Origin of the sequence: Candidatus Tisiphia endosymbiont of Metellina segmentata, from assembly GCF_964030715.1 — a bacterium.
Classification (GTDB): Bacteria; Pseudomonadota; Alphaproteobacteria; order Rickettsiales; family Rickettsiaceae; genus Tisiphia.
Map to the genome: position 1 here is coordinate 1,072,896 of NZ_OZ034919.1, position 16,185 is coordinate 1,089,080.

17 protein-coding genes are annotated in these 16,185 nt (G+C 33.7%); 5 read left to right on the forward strand and 12 right to left on the reverse strand.

Translation table 11 applies throughout. The annotated features are described in order from the left end of the window. Positions 1–22 precede the first annotated feature (22 nt). The 4 genes from atpH to AAHM80_RS05475 form a co-directional block, all read right to left on the reverse strand. Positions 23–574, reverse strand: a complete 552-nt coding sequence (atpH, locus tag AAHM80_RS05460) for an ATP synthase F1 subunit delta (protein WP_341755870.1) — start codon at positions 572–574, stop codon at positions 23–25. A gap of 350 nt (positions 575–924) precedes the next feature. Next, entirely contained in the window at positions 925–1,119 is a 195-nt protein-coding gene (locus AAHM80_RS05465; RefSeq protein WP_341751782.1) for a hypothetical protein, read from the reverse strand. Positions 1,120–1,199: 80 nt separating this feature from the next. Further along, a complete protein-coding gene (gene lpdA, locus AAHM80_RS05470) occupies positions 1,200–2,588 on the reverse strand; it encodes a dihydrolipoyl dehydrogenase (protein ID WP_342259526.1) in 1,389 nt (462 codons plus the stop codon). Between the two features lie 60 nt (positions 2,589–2,648). After that, on the reverse strand, positions 2,649–3,617 hold the full coding sequence (locus AAHM80_RS05475; RefSeq protein WP_342259527.1) for a Fic family protein: 969 nt from the start codon (positions 3,615–3,617) through the stop codon (positions 2,649–2,651). A 58-nt stretch (positions 3,618–3,675) separates the two neighbouring features. Here AAHM80_RS05475 and AAHM80_RS05480 point away from each other — a divergent pair, with 58 nt between their 5' ends. Then, a complete protein-coding gene (locus AAHM80_RS05480) occupies positions 3,676–4,368 on the forward strand; it encodes a SprT family zinc-dependent metalloprotease (RefSeq protein WP_342259528.1) in 693 nt (230 codons plus the stop codon). Here the strand turns inward: AAHM80_RS05480 and rpe are convergent. Genes rpe through AAHM80_RS05495 form a run of 3 tightly spaced genes read right to left on the reverse strand, consistent with a single transcriptional unit; the run spans position 4,357 to position 5,672 of the window. Next, positions 4,357–5,007, reverse strand: a complete 651-nt coding sequence (rpe, locus tag AAHM80_RS05485; RefSeq protein ID WP_342259529.1) for a ribulose-phosphate 3-epimerase — start codon at positions 5,005–5,007, stop codon at positions 4,357–4,359. The two genes, AAHM80_RS05480 and rpe, sit on opposite strands and share 12 nt — an antisense overlap. Further along, a complete protein-coding gene (locus AAHM80_RS05490; RefSeq protein ID WP_342259530.1) occupies positions 4,994–5,206 on the reverse strand; it encodes a hypothetical protein in 213 nt (70 codons plus the stop codon). The genes rpe and AAHM80_RS05490 overlap by 14 nt, the downstream gene beginning before the upstream one ends. Positions 5,207–5,252: 46 nt before the next feature. Next, positions 5,253–5,672: a carboxymuconolactone decarboxylase family protein gene (locus AAHM80_RS05495; RefSeq protein ID WP_342259531.1), complete on the reverse strand. Its 420-nt coding sequence runs from the start codon at positions 5,670–5,672 to the stop codon at positions 5,253–5,255. A gap of 203 nt (positions 5,673–5,875) precedes the next feature. Between AAHM80_RS05495 and AAHM80_RS05500 the strand changes: the two genes are divergently transcribed. From AAHM80_RS05500 to AAHM80_RS05510, 3 genes are all read left to right on the forward strand, one after another. Next, positions 5,876–7,420, forward strand: coding sequence for an acyl-CoA carboxylase subunit beta (locus tag AAHM80_RS05500; protein WP_342259532.1), 1,545 nt, complete (start codon positions 5,876–5,878; stop codon positions 7,418–7,420). A 21-nt stretch (positions 7,421–7,441) separates the two neighbouring features. Then, complete coding sequence (locus tag AAHM80_RS05505; protein WP_342259533.1) at positions 7,442–9,439, forward strand: acetyl/propionyl/methylcrotonyl-CoA carboxylase subunit alpha; 1,998 nt, start codon at positions 7,442–7,444, stop codon at positions 9,437–9,439. A 73-nt stretch (positions 9,440–9,512) separates the two neighbouring features. Continuing rightward, the gene (locus AAHM80_RS05510; RefSeq protein WP_342259534.1) at positions 9,513–11,360 is read left to right on the forward strand and encodes a PAS domain-containing sensor histidine kinase; all 1,848 of its coding nucleotides are present in this window, start codon (positions 9,513–9,515) and stop codon (positions 11,358–11,360) included. Between the two features lie 298 nt (positions 11,361–11,658). Here the strand turns inward: AAHM80_RS05510 and AAHM80_RS05515 are convergent, their stop codons facing one another. The 4 genes from AAHM80_RS05515 to AAHM80_RS05530 are packed head-to-tail and all read right to left on the reverse strand — an operon-like array spanning position 11,659 to position 13,203. After that, on the reverse strand, positions 11,659–12,108 hold the full coding sequence (locus AAHM80_RS05515) for a transposase (protein WP_342259535.1): 450 nt from the start codon (positions 12,106–12,108) through the stop codon (positions 11,659–11,661). Further along, positions 12,035–12,220 (reverse strand): hypothetical protein, encoded by a 186-nt coding sequence (locus tag AAHM80_RS05520; RefSeq protein ID WP_342259536.1) that lies wholly within the window; start codon positions 12,218–12,220, stop codon positions 12,035–12,037. Before AAHM80_RS05520 ends, AAHM80_RS05515 begins: the two co-directional genes overlap by 74 nt. After that, a complete protein-coding gene (locus AAHM80_RS05525) occupies positions 12,214–12,714 on the reverse strand; it encodes a helix-turn-helix domain-containing protein (RefSeq protein ID WP_342259385.1) in 501 nt (166 codons plus the stop codon). The genes AAHM80_RS05520 and AAHM80_RS05525 overlap by 7 nt, the downstream gene beginning before the upstream one ends. 30 nt (positions 12,715–12,744) lie before the next feature. Then, entirely contained in the window at positions 12,745–13,203 is a 459-nt protein-coding gene (locus AAHM80_RS05530) for a helix-turn-helix domain-containing protein (RefSeq protein WP_342259537.1), read from the reverse strand. Positions 13,204–13,945: 742 nt separating this feature from the next. On the opposite strand from AAHM80_RS05530, the gene AAHM80_RS05535 reads away from it, so the two are divergent. Further along, positions 13,946–15,508, forward strand: a complete 1,563-nt coding sequence (locus AAHM80_RS05535; RefSeq protein WP_342259538.1) for an autotransporter outer membrane beta-barrel domain-containing protein — start codon at positions 13,946–13,948, stop codon at positions 15,506–15,508. Here the strand turns inward: AAHM80_RS05535 and AAHM80_RS05540 are convergent. Beyond that, positions 15,398–16,183, reverse strand: coding sequence for an IS110 family transposase (locus tag AAHM80_RS05540; protein WP_342259539.1), 786 nt, complete (start codon positions 16,181–16,183; stop codon positions 15,398–15,400). The two genes, AAHM80_RS05535 and AAHM80_RS05540, sit on opposite strands and share 111 nt — an antisense overlap. Between the last annotated feature and the right edge of the window lie 2 nt (positions 16,184–16,185).

Sequence of the window (16,185 nt, forward strand, 5' to 3'; positions counted from 1 at the left end):
TTATTCCTCATATAAAATTTATTTAACCTACCTTTGTAGCTTTCAAGGTTTTCGTTATTTTTTCTAACATTCCAACAATAGAATAGTCCCTAACTATGCTATCATATTGCACCACAATACCACCAATAATTGACTGATTTCGGTGGAAATTTATGACAACCTTCTGCTGAAACTCATCTGCTAAATATTTTGTTAACCATTCTTTCTCTCTAGTTTGCAAAGATTTAGAAGAAGTTACTTTTACCATTTTAATATTTCTGCTGTTATTAAGTAGTTGTTGGTATAATACTATTATGTTTGATAAAATAGGCATACGTGAATGCCTTAGTAATATTAACAAAAACCGCTTAACTATAGATTCGATATTAAAGGTTTCTGTAATTAACTCAATTATTTTACATTTGTCAATATCCTTTACTATCGGAGAAAATATAACAGCCTTGATTTGCGGATTATCCTCGATAAATTGATTAATAATGGTAATCTGCTGTAATATTTTATCTTCCAAGCTACTTGCCAATGCATTATCAAATAAAGCAGAAGTATAGTTACGTACTAATTTATTGTTAATCATTATGTTTTTATATCCATAAAATTCTATAATCTTAGCGTCTTATATACTCAAATGATTTGGAGAATGGAGACAATAAACAAGGAGTGAACGAACGCAAGCAGTATATGAAGTACGTAAGCACACGAATCTCCCATAAGTATTTGCAAGAACCAATTCTTCAAAGCAGAAGAGTATACTCGGTGAACTTCAAGAATTGGCGTCGTCGTGTCTAAAGATCTCCGCTGCTCACGTACTAATGTACGCTCCGCTGCTCGACTTTGACACTCCTAGCTCTTCTTGAAGTTGACCTTCGTCTACCAACTCTTCATTTACGAGCAGTATATATATGATCCGTTTTTATTATGCTAAAACTAAATCAAACAATAATAAACCACATACAGCCAAGAAAACAAGCCATGCACGATTGCCCATAATACAGAATGGTTTATATTAAATGAAATAGCCATAGCAAGTGCCGCACCAAATGACACGCCATGCTGCATAACAATGTTTATTCTCCTCCTTGGTGGATAAACTCCATAATCTTCACGGTTCATTTTACTCATTTTTTTTCCTCATATTAATTCTAGGACAATTTATAACATAATTTATGCTTACCACTAAGTAACAAAAAGAATTTTTTTAATTATATATGAATAGCCCTACCATAAGCCTGCAATACTGACTCACCCATCATTTCAGATAAAGTTGGATGAGGGAAAATAGTATTGATTAAATCAAGCTCTGTACCTTCCATAGTTCTAGCAATCACATAACCTTGAATTAGTTCAGTAACCTCTTCGCCTATCAAATGGGCTCCTAACAATTCACCAGTCTTTACATCAAAAATCGTTTTAATCATCCCTTCAGTACAACCATCAACCAAGGCTTTACCATTAGCGATAGACGGGAATCTGCCAATTTTCACTTGGTAACCAGCTTTTTTCGCTTGTTCTTCAGTAAGCCCTACACTAGCAATCTGAGGTGAGGAATAAGTACAGCCTGGAATATTACGTTTCTCTATAGGATGAGCTTTAAGCCCCGCAATAGTTTCTACAGCAATAATACCTTCATGACTTGCTTTGTGGGCAAGCCATGGTGCTGATGTGACATCGCCTATTGCATAAATTCCCTGTTCATCAGTTTGCATAAACTGATTGGTAATAATATGACCTCTATCTATTTTGATATTAGTTTTTTCTAGATTAAGATTTTCCGTATTGCCAACTATACCAACTGCCATCAGCAAAGTTTCAGCTTGTATCTTGTGATTCTTGCCTTCTATCTCAACTTCAATCGTGATATGATCTTGTGTTTGGCTATGATTTAACAATTTGCTATTAGTATGAATTTTTATACCCTTTTTTTCAAAAGTTTTTCGTGCCATTAAAGAAATTTCTTCATCTTCAGCCTGTAATATCCTATTTTGCACTTCAATTACAGTGACATTTGTTCCTAAAGCATTATAAAATGAAGCAAATTCTATACCAATCGCTCCTGATCCAACGATAATCATAGATTTTGGTAATTTATCAAGAACCATAGCCTCTTTGGAGGTAATAACTTGCTTGCCATCCGGCTCAAATCCATCTAAGATTCTAGACCTTGCACCTGTTGCAATTATTATGTCCTTTGCTTTAATCAAAATTTTTTGACCATTATTATTGATCTCTACTACCTTGCCTGTTCCTAGGCTAGCCGTGCCATCAATTATCGTAACCTTATTTTTTTTTAGCAGAGATTTAATACCAGATGTTAACTGCGTCGATATATCTCTAGAACGCTGTACTATTTTTTTTAGGTCAAAACTTGCTTCACCTACTATAATACCATAATCTTTAGCATGTCTAATTTTTTGAAATAATTCAGCTGATTTAAGCAATGCTTTTGTTGGTATACAACCCCAATTTAAGCAAACTCCCCCTAAATGCTCCTTCTCAATCAACACAACTTTTTTATTTAGTTGTGCGGCCCTAATTGCAGCCACGTAACCACCTGGTCCACCACCAATAATCGCTAGATCATAATTTTCCATTAATATATCCACTCATTCTTTCTAGATTTCTTTTATAACTTAATTTAACGGAAGAGTCTATTATTGAAATTTATAACAAGTTTGATTTTTTATACCTTTATGAGTTAGGATACCTTCCTTAACCCCAAAGATTAGATCACGACTGGCCGACGCAGAAGAAATATCCTTATGTAACAGAATATAATCTGTCCTTGAAAACCAACTATTTGGTAATTTTATTTTAGCAAATTCTAACCTAGACTTAGGAGTTTTGACTTGCGATACTACATTATTAACATATAGTTGCAGAGCTTTTAGTATCTGTGTTGCCATAAATTCAATGAACAAGGTAGACTCCCCTACTTTATCACACTCAGCTAAAACGTCATAGTACTCACTTTGTTCGTTTTTTATTAGTACCTCTACCGAAATATATTTAAAAATTGGATTTGCTTTCATTAATAATAATTGTTGCCATAACCTACCCATTCGTCCATTACCATCTGAGAAAGGATGGATAAATTCTAGCTCATAATGAAATACGCAAGCTTTAATTAGCCACGGAATATCCTTGTTTTCTTTTATGAACTGAAATAATTTATCAATTAATAATGGAACACGATTAGCTTTAGGAGCTATATGAGCTATTTGATTGCCTTTAAATATGCCAACTCCGCTAGCTCGAAAATAGCCATTATCAACTATTAACTCTTGCATCAATAATCTATGTGCCTCTAATAAACAATCTATTGATAATGGATTTAATTTATGTAAATTATTGTATAATTTAATGGCATTGTTAACTTCAATAATATCATTTTTAGGACCTAGCACCGGTTTTCCATCAATTATATCGGTTATTTGGTCTAAACTTAAACTATTGCCTTCAATTGCTAAAGAAGAATGGATAGTCTTTATTTGGTTACTTTTTCTAAGTTTTACTGCAGGCAAAGAAAGCTTAGCTCCGGATAGAATACCAAGCTCATATGCAATATCTTGTAGTAATGTAAGTATTTTATTACTTACTTGAAAAGGTGGGTTTTTACTCATAAAATGATAGTATCATATGATACTATCATTGGCTATAAAATAATATTAGATTTCAAACATGAAACATCAGCAGATTACTTTAGATAAACTAGGGTCTGATATTAACATTCCAGTAAGATATAGTACTAAAGCTAAACGAATTAGCATTAGAATAAACCACACAGGAGCTGAATTAGTTTTACCTAATAAAAATTTTAATACAGGATATAAATTTTTGTTAGAAAAAGAATCTTGGGTTAGGCAAAAACTGCAAAAATTCTTAAACAAGCCTCCCTTTGATTATAACACAATAACAGTCTTTGACGAAGTATATTCGTTATTAAATATTGATGCAGATTATGAAAAAGTACAAATCACGGATGATGTTATTCAGATATATTCTTTACCCTCACAACACAAAAGTACTTTAGTAAGGTTTTTAAAAGATATGTTGTTACTAGAAACCACAAAACTGGCTACTCTTCTAGCGAAAGAACATAATATAAACTTTACTAAAATTAAAATTATGAATAATAAGGGCAAATGGGGAAGCTGCTCTAGTAAGGCTGTACTTGCTTTTAATTGGCGTCTTATTTTTGCTCCAAAAAAAATATTAAAATACTTAGTGACCCATGAAATATGTCATATAATTGAAATGAATCACAGTCCTCGTTTTTGGAATTTAGTAGCAAGACTTTATCCTGACTATAAGTTGGCTAGATTATGGCTTAAGGAACATGGCAATACTCTCCATCAATATTTAATGTCTTAGTAAGTCTATTTGTTTTTGATAATCTTTTGATTGGAAAATAAAATTACCTGATACTAAAATATCAGCTCCAGCTTTTATACAGTTCTTACCAGTAACATCATTTATTCCTCCATCTACAGAAAGCATTATAGGTTTACCAAAATTTTTGATTTTTTCTGAAATAATTTTGACTTTCTCTAGCTGATTCTCTATAAACTTTTGGCTAGAAAAACCGGGGTTTACGGTCATTGCTAGAATTAGATCTACTTTATCAATAATATAATCTATAGAATTTGGACTTGTAGAGGGAAGTAATGCCACCCCAGCTTTTAACCCTAAATTTTGAATAGTACTTAAAGTTCTGTCAAGATGGATAGTGGTTTCAGGATGGATAGTGATAATATCCGCTCCACTACTAGCATAGTCTTTAATCGAATATTCTGGGTTATTAATCATTAAATGTACGTCAAATGATAATGTAGTGTGAGGTCTTAAAGCTTTTATTATAGGAGGTCCAAATGTTAAGTTAGGTACAAAATGTCCATCCATAACGTCTATATGGATCATATCAGCACCAGCTTCTTCCAAAGAACTGATTTCTTTTTGCAAATTAGCAAAATCTGCTGACAGTAACGAAGGTGCGATCTTAATTATTTTCACTTTTGTTTTTATCCTCAATATGAACTTTTTGGCTATTTTTTCTTCTTGCTATATTCTGTTTTAAAGCACTAGACAGTTTTTGAAATTTACTCTCACTAAATTTACTCCCACTATTTTGCAATTTCTGCTGCTTTTCCTTTGTTATAAAACCCTTCCTATAAACTTTTTTAAGTTTTTCACTGCATTCTATAAAATACATATCACTTATGTTATACCACCCAAAAACTATAGATATATACCCACAGTTAAAGTGTTTTTAAGCTTATAGCTATTCTATTTAAGGCATTCATAATTGAAATACAAATAGTAATATCTACAATTTCTCTCTCAGAAAAATACTGTAATATTTCATCTTTCATTGCGTCAATTTCCTCGAAGAAACCCCGCGTTATTAATTCACACCATCTTAGAGCTATAACTTCTTTTTCACTAAATACCTCTTTACTAGAGGACCAAATTGGTAATAAATCTAACTTCTTTTGAGGCACATTATTCTTTCTAGAATCTGTAAGATGTAAATTGCAACAATAAAAGCAGCTATTTATTTGTGATACCCTCAGTTCAATTAAGGATCTTAGTCCCTTATCAAGAGGAGATTCATTAAGACTTTTATAAGATTTATATATACATGACATTGTGTTCTTAGAGATTTCGGCATAGTTCATTTTTTTCCTTTGGATTTAGTTATTTAGTAAATATTATTCCTGAACAATGTCTATATCTAAACCATTTCATCTGTCAAGTAAAGAACTGACAAATTCAGTAGTAAGTTAAATTCTATAACTATTCAAATAAATTTCTACTATCTTTTCGACATTTTATTATTATACTACAGGTTATGATTTTATAATGAACTAGTATAGCCATAATGAATCAACATATTGTAAACTCTCCTGAATCACTTGATGAAAAACGTAATAATGCCCGTCAAGGTGGGGGAGGAGAGAGAATCGCCTTACAACATAAAAAAGGTAAGCTTACTGCAAGAGAAAGAATAGAAGTATTGCTAGATCCTGAGAGTTTTGAAGAAACAGGAATGTTTGTTGAACATAGATGCAGTAATTTTGGCATGAACGACAAAAAATTTCTTGGGGACGGTATAATAACTGGACATGGTACCATAAATGGTAGGTTGGTTTTTGTGTATAGCCAAGATTTTACCGTGTTAGGTGGATCTCTTGGGGAATATCACGCTAAAAAAATTTGTACTATACTCGATTCTGCTTTGGCAGTAGGAGCACCAGTTATTGGCATAAATGATTCGGGGGGGGCAAGAATTCAGGAAGGGGTTGACTCTCTTAGTGGTTATGGAGAATTATTTCAACGTAATGTAATTGCTTCCGGTATTATTCCACAAATCACCTTAATTATGGGACCTTGTGCTGGTGGTGCTGTTTATTCTCCTGCCTTAACAGATTTCATATTCATGGTTAAAAATACTTCTTATATGTTTGTAACAGGACCAGACGTAGTTAAAACTGTTACAGGTGAAGAAGTAAGCCAAGAACAACTTGGCGGAGCAAAAATGCATACTACAAAGAGTGGTGTTGCTGACCTTGCTTTTAAAAATGATATAGAGCTACTTCTAGAAACTAGAAGGTTTTTTAATTTTTTACCTCTATCAAATCGTAGTCCCCTACCACATCGTCGTACCGAAGACCCAGCTGATCGGGTTGATATGTCCCTAAACACCTTAGTCCCAAGCATTCCGAACAAAGCTTATGACATGAAAGAATTAATTGAGCGTATTGTTGATGAAGGAGAATTTTTTGAGCTGCAACCAGATTTTGCTAGAAACATTATAATCGGCTTTGGTTATATGGAAGGAAGACCTATAGGATTTGTTGCGAATCAACCATTACATTTAGCTGGCTGTTTGGATATTAACGCATCAAGAAAGGCAGCAAGGTTTGTTCGTTTTTGTGATGCGTTTAATATCCCAATAGTAACTTTAGTTGATGTACCAGGTTTTTTACCTGGCACTGATCAAGAGCATAACGGAATTATTAAACATGGAGCAAAATTGTTATATGCGTACGCTGAAGCAACTGTACCAAAAATTACCATAATTACTAGGAAAGCTTATGGTGGAGCTTATATAGTGATGAATTCAAAACATCTTCGTGGTGATGTAAATTACGCGTGGTTCAACTCAGAAATTGCAGTACTTGGTGCTGAAGGAGCTGCTGAAATAATATTTAAAGAAGAATGCAAAGATACAGAATCAAAAAAACGAAAAATCCAAGAGTATAAAGATACTGTTACTTCTCCTTTCACTGCAGCATCTAGAGGATACTTAGACGATATTATAAAGCCTCAAAATACTAGATGGCGTATATGTAAAGCACTAAACTTTCTTCAAAACAAAAAAATACAATTACCATGGAAGAAGCATGATAACTTACCACTTTAGTATACTTAAGCACGAGATTTTATGACTAAACCATTATTTGATAAAATTTTAATCGCCAATCGTGGTGAAATAGCTTTGAGAATAATGCAAACCCTAAAGAAGATGAGTATTAAATCAGTTGCCGTATATTCTGAAGCAGATACACATTCAATGCATGTACAATATGCTGATGAAGCTTATTATATCGGCAATTCTCCTGCCACTGAGAGCTATTTGTCAATTAAAAATATTGTAAATGCTATTAGAGCAAGTGGTGCTTCAGCAGTACATCCAGGATATGGATTTTTATCAGAAAATTCAAATTTTGCAAATATCTTAAAAAGGGAAGGAGTTGCCTTAATAGGTCCCAATGCTTCTGCTATTAAGAAAATGGGTGATAAAATTGAAGCAAAAAAAATCGCTATGGAAGCAGGAGTCAGCACTGTCCCTGGCTATATTGGTACTATCAGCAACATAAATCAGGCCATAGAAATTGCAGAAAAAATAGGTTTCCCTGTTATAGTTAAGGCAACAGCTGGTGGTGGTGGTCGTGGAATGAGAGTGGTAAAAAACTCTGAAGAAATGGCTAATGCCTTTGAATCAGCTAAGCTTGAGGCAGTAAATAATTTTAGCGATGGTAGATTATTCATTGAAAAATTGATTCAGTCCCCTAGGCATATTGAAATACAATTATTAGCTGATCAGTATGGTAACAGTGTTTGTCTTGGTGAGCGAGAATGTTCAATTCAACGTTATCATCAAAAAGTGATTGAAGAAGCCCCAAGCTCCTTTATTACCGAGGAAATACGGCAAAAAATGTATAAAGAGACCATAGCTTTATCTAGCAAGGTAGGTTATTACTCAGCCGGGACAGTTGAATTTATAGTTGATTTAGATAAGAATTTTTATTTCCTTGAGATGAATACTAGGTTACAAGTTGAGCATCCAGTAACTGAACTGATCACTGGTATTGACATAGTAGAAGAGATGATAAAAATTGCTGCTGGTGAAAAATTATCATTTTCTCAAGAAGATATAAAATTAAAAGGGCATGCGTTTGAATCTAGAATTTGTGCAGAAAACCCCATGCGTGGATTTCTGTCGTCTAGCGGTAGAATTACTGAATATGTAGAACCACCAAAAAATGCTAATATACGTGTGGATACAGGTCTTGGACTTGGTGGAGAAGTTAGTATGTTTTATGATTCAATGATTGCAAAACTTTGTACTTACGGAGAGACTAGAGAACAAGCTATTGAGGTTATGCGTTCTGCTTTAAGTGCTTACATAATACAAGGTATTTCTCATAATATTAGTTTCTTAGAAGCAGTAATATCACATCCTCGTTTTATAGCAGGTGATATAAATACTGCATTTATAGAAGAAGAATATCCAGATGGGTTTTCTGGAGCAAGCTTAACTTCTGAAATCACTAAAATATTCCTAGCTACAGCCATTTTTGTTTATATTGCGGAGCAAAAACGTGCTTCGTTAATTTCTGGTCAAATAGTCGATCAAACTAATAAAATCGGTACTAGATGGGTTGTATCAATTGATGATAAACTATTTCCAGTTTTAATTAAATCAGTAGATTATGGTTATAATATAAGACAAGAAAATGATAGAATTTATATCCGTAGTAACTGGAACTTAGGTAGTAGACTCTTTTCCTGTATTGTAAATGGTAGAAAAGCCAATGTAAAAATTGGCAATATCTTAACAGGTTATATGTTATCACATTCAGGTATTACTGTTAAAGCTTATGTCCGTTCTCCACGGATGTCTGAACTAGAAGCGTTGATGATTACAAAAAATATCCAAGAAGAGCAAACAGAGCTGCATGCCCCGCTTGCAGGACAAATTATTGCAATTAAGATTCAAGAAGGTAGTACGGTAGTTATTGGTCAAGAGATTATGGTTTTAACTGCCATGAAAATGGAGAATATACTTGTTGCTGAGCGTAATGGGAAAATTGCTAAAATCTTAGTTAATGAGAAAGATCAGGTGGTTAGTGGGCAGGTGTTACTTGAATTTGCTTAGGTTTAAACTAGATCTAATAATAGCTTGAAAATTAATTGTAACTAGCATACTCAAATGATTTTGAATAATAAAAATGTTGAATTACTTTTATCGATATCTTAAAAAATATTGTAGTAGCGGTAAATTAATATTTGTTCTAATAATTGTAGCCATTATATTGGCTTGCTTGACTTATTATGTGATTTCAATTGAGTCGAAATCTCTTGGTCCAGACCCAAGTAGAGTTATAGGGCTTATATTAGTAGATCTTGCTGTATTCTTACTTTTAGGCATTTTATTAGCTCGTAAATTTTTACGAGATTTTATTGATAAAGGTGAAAGGGAGACGTCTTCGAAATTACAAAATCGTATCATTATTGCCTTTAGTTTGATTGCTACAATCCCAACTATTATTGTTTCAGTGTTTTCAGCATATTTTTTTAATTTTGGCATTCAATCTTGGTTCGATAAAAAGATTTCTGCTGTGCTTGATCAGTCGATAATAGTCGCAGAATCTTATATAGACGAACATAAACTGCAGTTACGAGAAACAGCATTATCTGTCGCTGATGATTTAACTGAGATGTATTATAATCTAATACATAATCCCCTTTCATTTAATGAAGCATTAAATACTGAAGTTGAGATGCGTTCTCTTGATGAAGCTATAGTTTTTCATAGACCTACTAATACTGTTATTGCTAATACATTCTTAAGTTTCGCAATTTCATTTGCTACTATTCCAGCTCATTTAATGAAAAGAGCTGAGCTAGGAGAAATTGTTGAGATAAAATCTGATCCTAAAAAGATTCGAATGCTTACAAAACTTAAAGATCATAATGATATATATTTGTTGGTAGGTAGATTGATTGATGCTAAAATTATTGATCATATTGATAAAACTAACGGTGCAGCTGAAGAATATTATCGTCTTAAAAAACATATATCCAGTATGCAGATCAAATTTTCTATAGTATTTATTTTTATTGCTTTATTACTGCTATTAGCTGCAATAAGCTGGGGAATGATTTTTGCTACAAAGATAGTAAAGCCTATTCGGAAATTAGTGATTGCTACTGAAAAGGTTAAAAATGGTGACTTAACTATTCAAGTACCAGAAGACCTTGTTAATAAAGATGAAATAAGCGTTTTATCCTCAGCTTTTAATAGGATGATTAAACAAATTGACCATCAACAAAGAGATCTAGTTATAGCTCAGCGTGCACTTGCTTGGTCTGACGTAGCAAGGAAAGTAGCTCACGAGATTAAGAATCCTTTGACACCTATTCATCTTGCCTCCGAAAGATTACTTAGGAAATTTAGTAATCAAGTTGAAGATAAGACAGAGTTCAACAAATACATACAGATGATTGTACGTCATACTGACGATATTAAGAAAATTGTCTCTGAATTTGTTAATTTTGCAAGACTACCAGCCCCAATATTTATGGATTGTGATCTAGTAATTCTTATAAAGAATATGGTTGAATCACGAAAATTAATTAATGATAAAATATTATATAAATTCATCACAACTGATCAACACATAGATTTTATCTGTGATACAACTCAAATTAATCAGATTATGGTTAATTTATTAAAAAATGCCGAAGAATCTATAGGACTTACTAGATTTCAACAAGGTGTTATTGCTGTTTCTATAACCAAGTCTAACCATCAGATCACTATTACAGTAAATGACAATGGAGTAGGATTCCAAGCAAATTTAATTGATAGGGCTACAGAACCCTATATAACAACTAGATCTAAAGGAACTGGTTTAGGACTAGCCATTATCAAAAAAATAGCACAAGATCATTGTGCAACACTAGAGTTAGCAAACAAGTACGAGGGGGGAGCGATTGTCAACATAACATTCAACCTTGATGAATTAAAATTAAAGATCAATAATTCGAAGTCGATAAATCACATTTTCACTTAATATTCTTTCCTTACTTTACCTCTTTCTTGGCGACTCTCTCATATTTAAAGTCATGCTTTATAACAATATACTTAATCTGTAATCGTGATTTTTATCACATATTAGTAAATCGTTCTCTAAAAATAAAATTATAAATACAGTTTTTACTTTCCCTCTCTATGACAATTGCATTAACATTAATTAATCTTTAATAAATAAATTAACTGATAGGTAATAAAATGGTTTTATTTAACAAGTTACAAAATAATTTTCTTATTAATAGATTTAATAGATATATATCTAATACCAATTGCAATAATTAACACGGTGTATTTATCCAGTCTCTATACATAATTGATTTTACTAAATCTACATTATGAGCAAATTGATTCCAAGCGTAACAAGCCATAGTGACGATATCTTCATATACACCATAACATTGGTTAGACAAGAAATGATTTTTGATCCATTCCCAAACTTGTTCCATTGCATTAAGTTCCGGTGCATAGGGCGGAAGCGGTATCAAAGTGATATTGCTTGGCACAGTTAGTTTTTTGGCTGTGTGCCAACCTGCATTATCCGTTAGTAAAGCTATATGTCGGTTGCCTTGAATACTGCGAGAAAGGTCTTCTAAGAATTTATTCATTGCCTGTGTATTTGCATATGGTAAAATTAATGCAAAAGCTTCTCCTGTATCATGGCAAGCAGCTCCATAAATATATGTTGAAATGAAATTGCTGTTGCCGAACTTTACGAGGTCTAGTGCCACGCTTAGCCCATATACGAGTTAAGCTACCTTGTTGCCCAACTCGAGTTTCATCCTGAGACCATATATCAACTTTACATCTATCGATATTTTTTGGTAATAATTCTGTTAGCATGTCTGGGAAGTTTTTTTATATGTATTTTGAGTCTCTTGATTTGACTTTGGATGCATTGAACGAGAAGTAATCCAGCTAAAACCAAGGCGGTGCATAGTATTGTAGACTGTTTTTAAAGTACATTTAGCACCATATTCCTCAAGTAACATGATATGTAGCTCCTTTCCAGTTATATACCCACCAGTTTTACTTTCACTGAGCGTATTGATTTTATCAAAAAGAGCAGACTCTTGTATAGTGTTAATCTTCCTAGGGGCACCGCTTCTTTGTGATTCAAATAATCCTTCAAAACCATGATTCCTAAATCTTCTGAGCCATGATTGCACAGTTTTCCAGTGTGACTTCACTATTTCAGATATGGCTTTAAAAGATTTGCCTAATTGAAGGTAATACATCGCCAATAAACGTATACGATTTCGACCATGCGGCTCATGTTTCATCATTTTTATAAAATCATGACCATGAAAACCTTGCGGTAATATTAACCTAGCCATTTGAGTACCTTTATCAGTTAAAAACCCATTTTACACCACTGCGTTAATTATTGCAATTGGTATAATCCAGCTAAAACCAAGGCGGTGCATAGTATTGTAGACTGTTTTTAAAGTACATTTAGCACCATATTCCTCAAGTAACATGATATGTAGCTCCTTTCCAGTTATATACCCACCAGTTTTACTTTCACTGAGCGTATTGATTTTATCAAAAAGAGCAGACTCTTGTATAGTGTTAATCTTCCTAGGGGCACCGCTTCTTTGTGATTCAAATAATCCTTCAAAACCATGATTCCTAAATCTTCTGAGCCATGATTGTACAGTTTTCCAGTGTGACTTCACTATTTCAGATATGGCTTTAAAAGATTTGCCTAATTGAAGGTAATACATCGCCAATAAACGTATACGATTTCGACCATGCGGCTCATGTTTCATCATTTTTATAAAATCATGACCATGAAAACCTTGCGGTAATATTAACCTAGCCATTTGAGTACCTTTATCAGTTAAAAACCCATTTTACACCACTGCGTTAATTATTGCAATTGGTATAATATCAGATACCACTCAGCCTAATAATGAAACGCTAACCGATAAAGCTATACCACTAGTAAATACTAAAAGTTTACACAACGAATTTCAAGAATTTGCAACAGAAAATGACGGTAATAATCAACGTAAGGAGATTATTACTCGCAGACATAGCATCGAAACAGAACAACCTAAACATTATCAAGATAATAAAACTATTACTCGTACGTTTAGCCTCGAACTCCCCCGACCCCAATCACTAGACGAAGGATTTTTTTCTTATCACAGCAGCACACCAGAATCTGAAGAGGGAGAGTGGAGCGACTCTGAAGATGAACCACTCATAGATACTCCCAAAAGGTTTTCACGGTCATCTTCATTAGCACCATTCGATCCACAATATTATTCAAGAAGATCATCAGATACCTCAAATCTTGATTCTAGTGATGAATCCTTAGATAGTAAACTAGATGACGAAGAATCTAAACCGCCAAGATTATATAGAAGATATTCTTCAACTCTTCCTATATTACAATCTCAAGCTCTAGAAATAGATAGAACTCAAAATGAAGCATCTGATCAAGATGTTGCATCCTCTCAAAATAGTACTGAAGTAGCAGTAGTAACATTTCCCCTACCAATAACTCAAGAACAATCTTCAACAATGCACGCAGTAGTTGAACAAGTTGTAGTATACAATGTGGACAATAAACAAGGGGTAAACGAAAACAACTTAGAGCTACATGAATATTATAATCCACCGAAACTTTATAAAACTAAAAGGCAGAAAAGGAGTATAGCTGTACATGATATATTCGATGAAGATAATCTTGGATTAGAAGAATTATTTAAAGAAGAGGCTGTGCCAATAGTAGCTTATGAGCAACTTCTTGAGGCTGAACATGATGCAGATGAACATCTTGTAGCTGATCATCAACCTCTCGTAGCTGCACCTCAACCTCCTGCAAATGTAGTCCATGTAGAAAATAATTCTCCTGCAGTTCAACCTCTTGAGGCTGTACCTCAACCTCCTGCAGATGTAGTCCACGTAGAAAATAATCCTCCTGCAGTTCAACCTCTTGCAGCTGCACCTCAACCTCCTGCAAATGTAGTCCATGTAGAAAATCATCCTCCTGCAGTTCAACCTTTTGCAGATGCACCTCAACCTCCTGCAAATGTAGCCCATGTAGAAAATCATCCTCCTGCAGTTCAACCTCTTGCAGCTGCACCTCAACCTCCTGCAAATGTAGCCCATGTAGGAAATCATCCTCCTGCAGTTCAACCTCTTGAGGCTGTACCTCAACCTCCTGCAAATGTAGTCCATGTAGAAAATAATCCTCCTGCAGTTCAACCTCTTGCAGCTGCACCTCAACCTCCTGTAGATGTAGTCCTCGTAGAAAATCATCCTCCTACAGTTCAACCTCTTGAGGCTGTACCTCAACCTCCTGCAAATGTAGTCCATGTAGAAAATAATCCTCCTGCAGTTCAACCTCTTGCAGCTAATGAGCAGCATCTTATACCTAATGATCAACCTCAGAAGGATGAACATGATATATTTGATGAAGATAATCTTGGGTTAGAAGAATTGTTTAAAGAAGAGGATGTACCAATAGTAACTAATGATCAAGCCCAAGAGGCTGAACATGATGCAGATAAACGTCTTGTAGCTAATGATCAACCTCAGAAGGATGAACATCTTGTAGCTAATGAGCAACTTCCTGAGCCTGAACATCCTGCAGATGAACAGCTTGTAGCTGATGTTCAACCTATTGCAACTGCAGCTGAACCCCAAATTTCTGCAGAAACTACAATATTAGCTGAAAAAGAATCTTATATCTCACCTATTAATTTTGATATCGAACAAAATATAGCAAAATATACTACATATATAGAATTTGATTACTTGGATTTAACTTCAAACGCTTTAAGTACTCGAAATAATCTATTAAAACCTAATACGGTAAATATGGTAGCGGCAGGGGATAATGATTATTATATTAAAAAAGGAGGGTGGATTCAAGTTATGAACTCTACTAGCAAACAAAAAGGAAATTCTTTACCCTTTAAAAATAATCAGCAAGGCTTCGTTCTAGGTTTTGATGCACAGCCTCTTGATGAACTTATTATAGGAATCGCATATGCTAATGCAAATTCATATACTAAATTTCAAAGCATCTCTAGGTATTTTCCTGCCTCCTCGAATAAATCTTCGTCCTTGCTTATTACCACTATCACGAGCATATGGAGCTATACCAACAATTGATGACAATTCATTGCTACTATAATTTTTATCCCCTAATTCAGGTACAAAACTAATTAGTTTTGTAGCTAAACATTTACCAATACCAGGTACAGTCTCTAATATTTTTACCTTCTCTTTTAACTCTTCTGACTCATCTATTGTTTTGTTTAACTTTTTATCAAGCTCAGCTATTTCATTCTGTAAAAATTTAATGAGCTTTTCTATACTCTCTTTATCAATACCATCAATGCTATGATGTAGTCTTTTCTTTTCATTGCTAAGCATTAATACTAAATCTTCTCGTCTTTGTTGACATCTCTTCAAAGTCTCTGATTCAACTTGATATATATAATTCGCTGAAAGCTGCATCTTATCCGCATAATATGCTAATTTAAATGCATCCTTCCTATCAGTTTTACACAAATTCACCGATTTACTAAAAGAATTAAAACTATATGTATTGACCTTATGTATTTGTTGGTTATTATTATCCAGCTTTTGACAAATCTCAGCTTCGTATCCTCCAGTAGGTTCACATATTATTAGCTTAATCTCTTGCTCTTTTGCTAATTTAATCATCTCTTCATGACCAGCTGCATCATTGGCAAAACGATGATATTTAGGTTTATCTCTTGTATTATATACACATATATCAAGCCAGTTTTTACTTACGTCTAGACCTATTATTTTATTCATGA

Excerpts from the sequence above, each read along its gene's own strand:
- atpH (WP_341755870.1), bottom strand. The coding sequence starts at position 574 with ATGATTAACAATAAATTAGTACGTAACTATACTTCTGCTTTATTTGAT.
- AAHM80_RS05465 (WP_341751782.1), bottom strand. The coding sequence starts at position 1,119 with ATGAGTAAAATGAACCGTGAAGATTATGGAGTTTATCCACCAAGGAGG.
- lpdA (WP_342259526.1), bottom strand. The coding sequence starts at position 2,588 with ATGGAAAATTATGATCTAGCGATTATTGGTGGTGGACCAGGTGGTTAC.
- AAHM80_RS05475 (WP_342259527.1), bottom strand. The coding sequence starts at position 3,617 with ATGAGTAAAAACCCACCTTTTCAAGTAAGTAATAAAATACTTACATTA.
- AAHM80_RS05480 (WP_342259528.1), top strand. The coding sequence starts at position 3,676 with ATGAAACATCAGCAGATTACTTTAGATAAACTAGGGTCTGATATTAAC.
- AAHM80_RS05490 (WP_342259530.1), bottom strand. The coding sequence starts at position 5,206 with ATGTATTTTATAGAATGCAGTGAAAAACTTAAAAAAGTTTATAGGAAG.
- AAHM80_RS05495 (WP_342259531.1), bottom strand. The coding sequence starts at position 5,672 with ATGAACTATGCCGAAATCTCTAAGAACACAATGTCATGTATATATAAA.
- AAHM80_RS05500 (WP_342259532.1), top strand. The coding sequence starts at position 5,876 with ATGAATCAACATATTGTAAACTCTCCTGAATCACTTGATGAAAAACGT.
- AAHM80_RS05505 (WP_342259533.1), top strand. The coding sequence starts at position 7,442 with ATGACTAAACCATTATTTGATAAAATTTTAATCGCCAATCGTGGTGAA.
- AAHM80_RS05510 (WP_342259534.1), top strand. The coding sequence starts at position 9,513 with ATGTTGAATTACTTTTATCGATATCTTAAAAAATATTGTAGTAGCGGT.
- AAHM80_RS05520 (WP_342259536.1), bottom strand. The coding sequence starts at position 12,220 with ATGCTAACAGAATTATTACCAAAAAATATCGATAGATGTAAAGTTGAT.
- AAHM80_RS05525 (WP_342259385.1), bottom strand. The coding sequence starts at position 12,714 with ATGGCTAGGTTAATATTACCGCAAGGTTTTCATGGTCATGATTTTATA.
- AAHM80_RS05530 (WP_342259537.1), bottom strand. The coding sequence starts at position 13,203 with ATGGCTAGGTTAATATTACCGCAAGGTTTTCATGGTCATGATTTTATA.
- AAHM80_RS05540 (WP_342259539.1), bottom strand. The coding sequence starts at position 16,183 with ATGAATAAAATAATAGGTCTAGACGTAAGTAAAAACTGGCTTGATATA.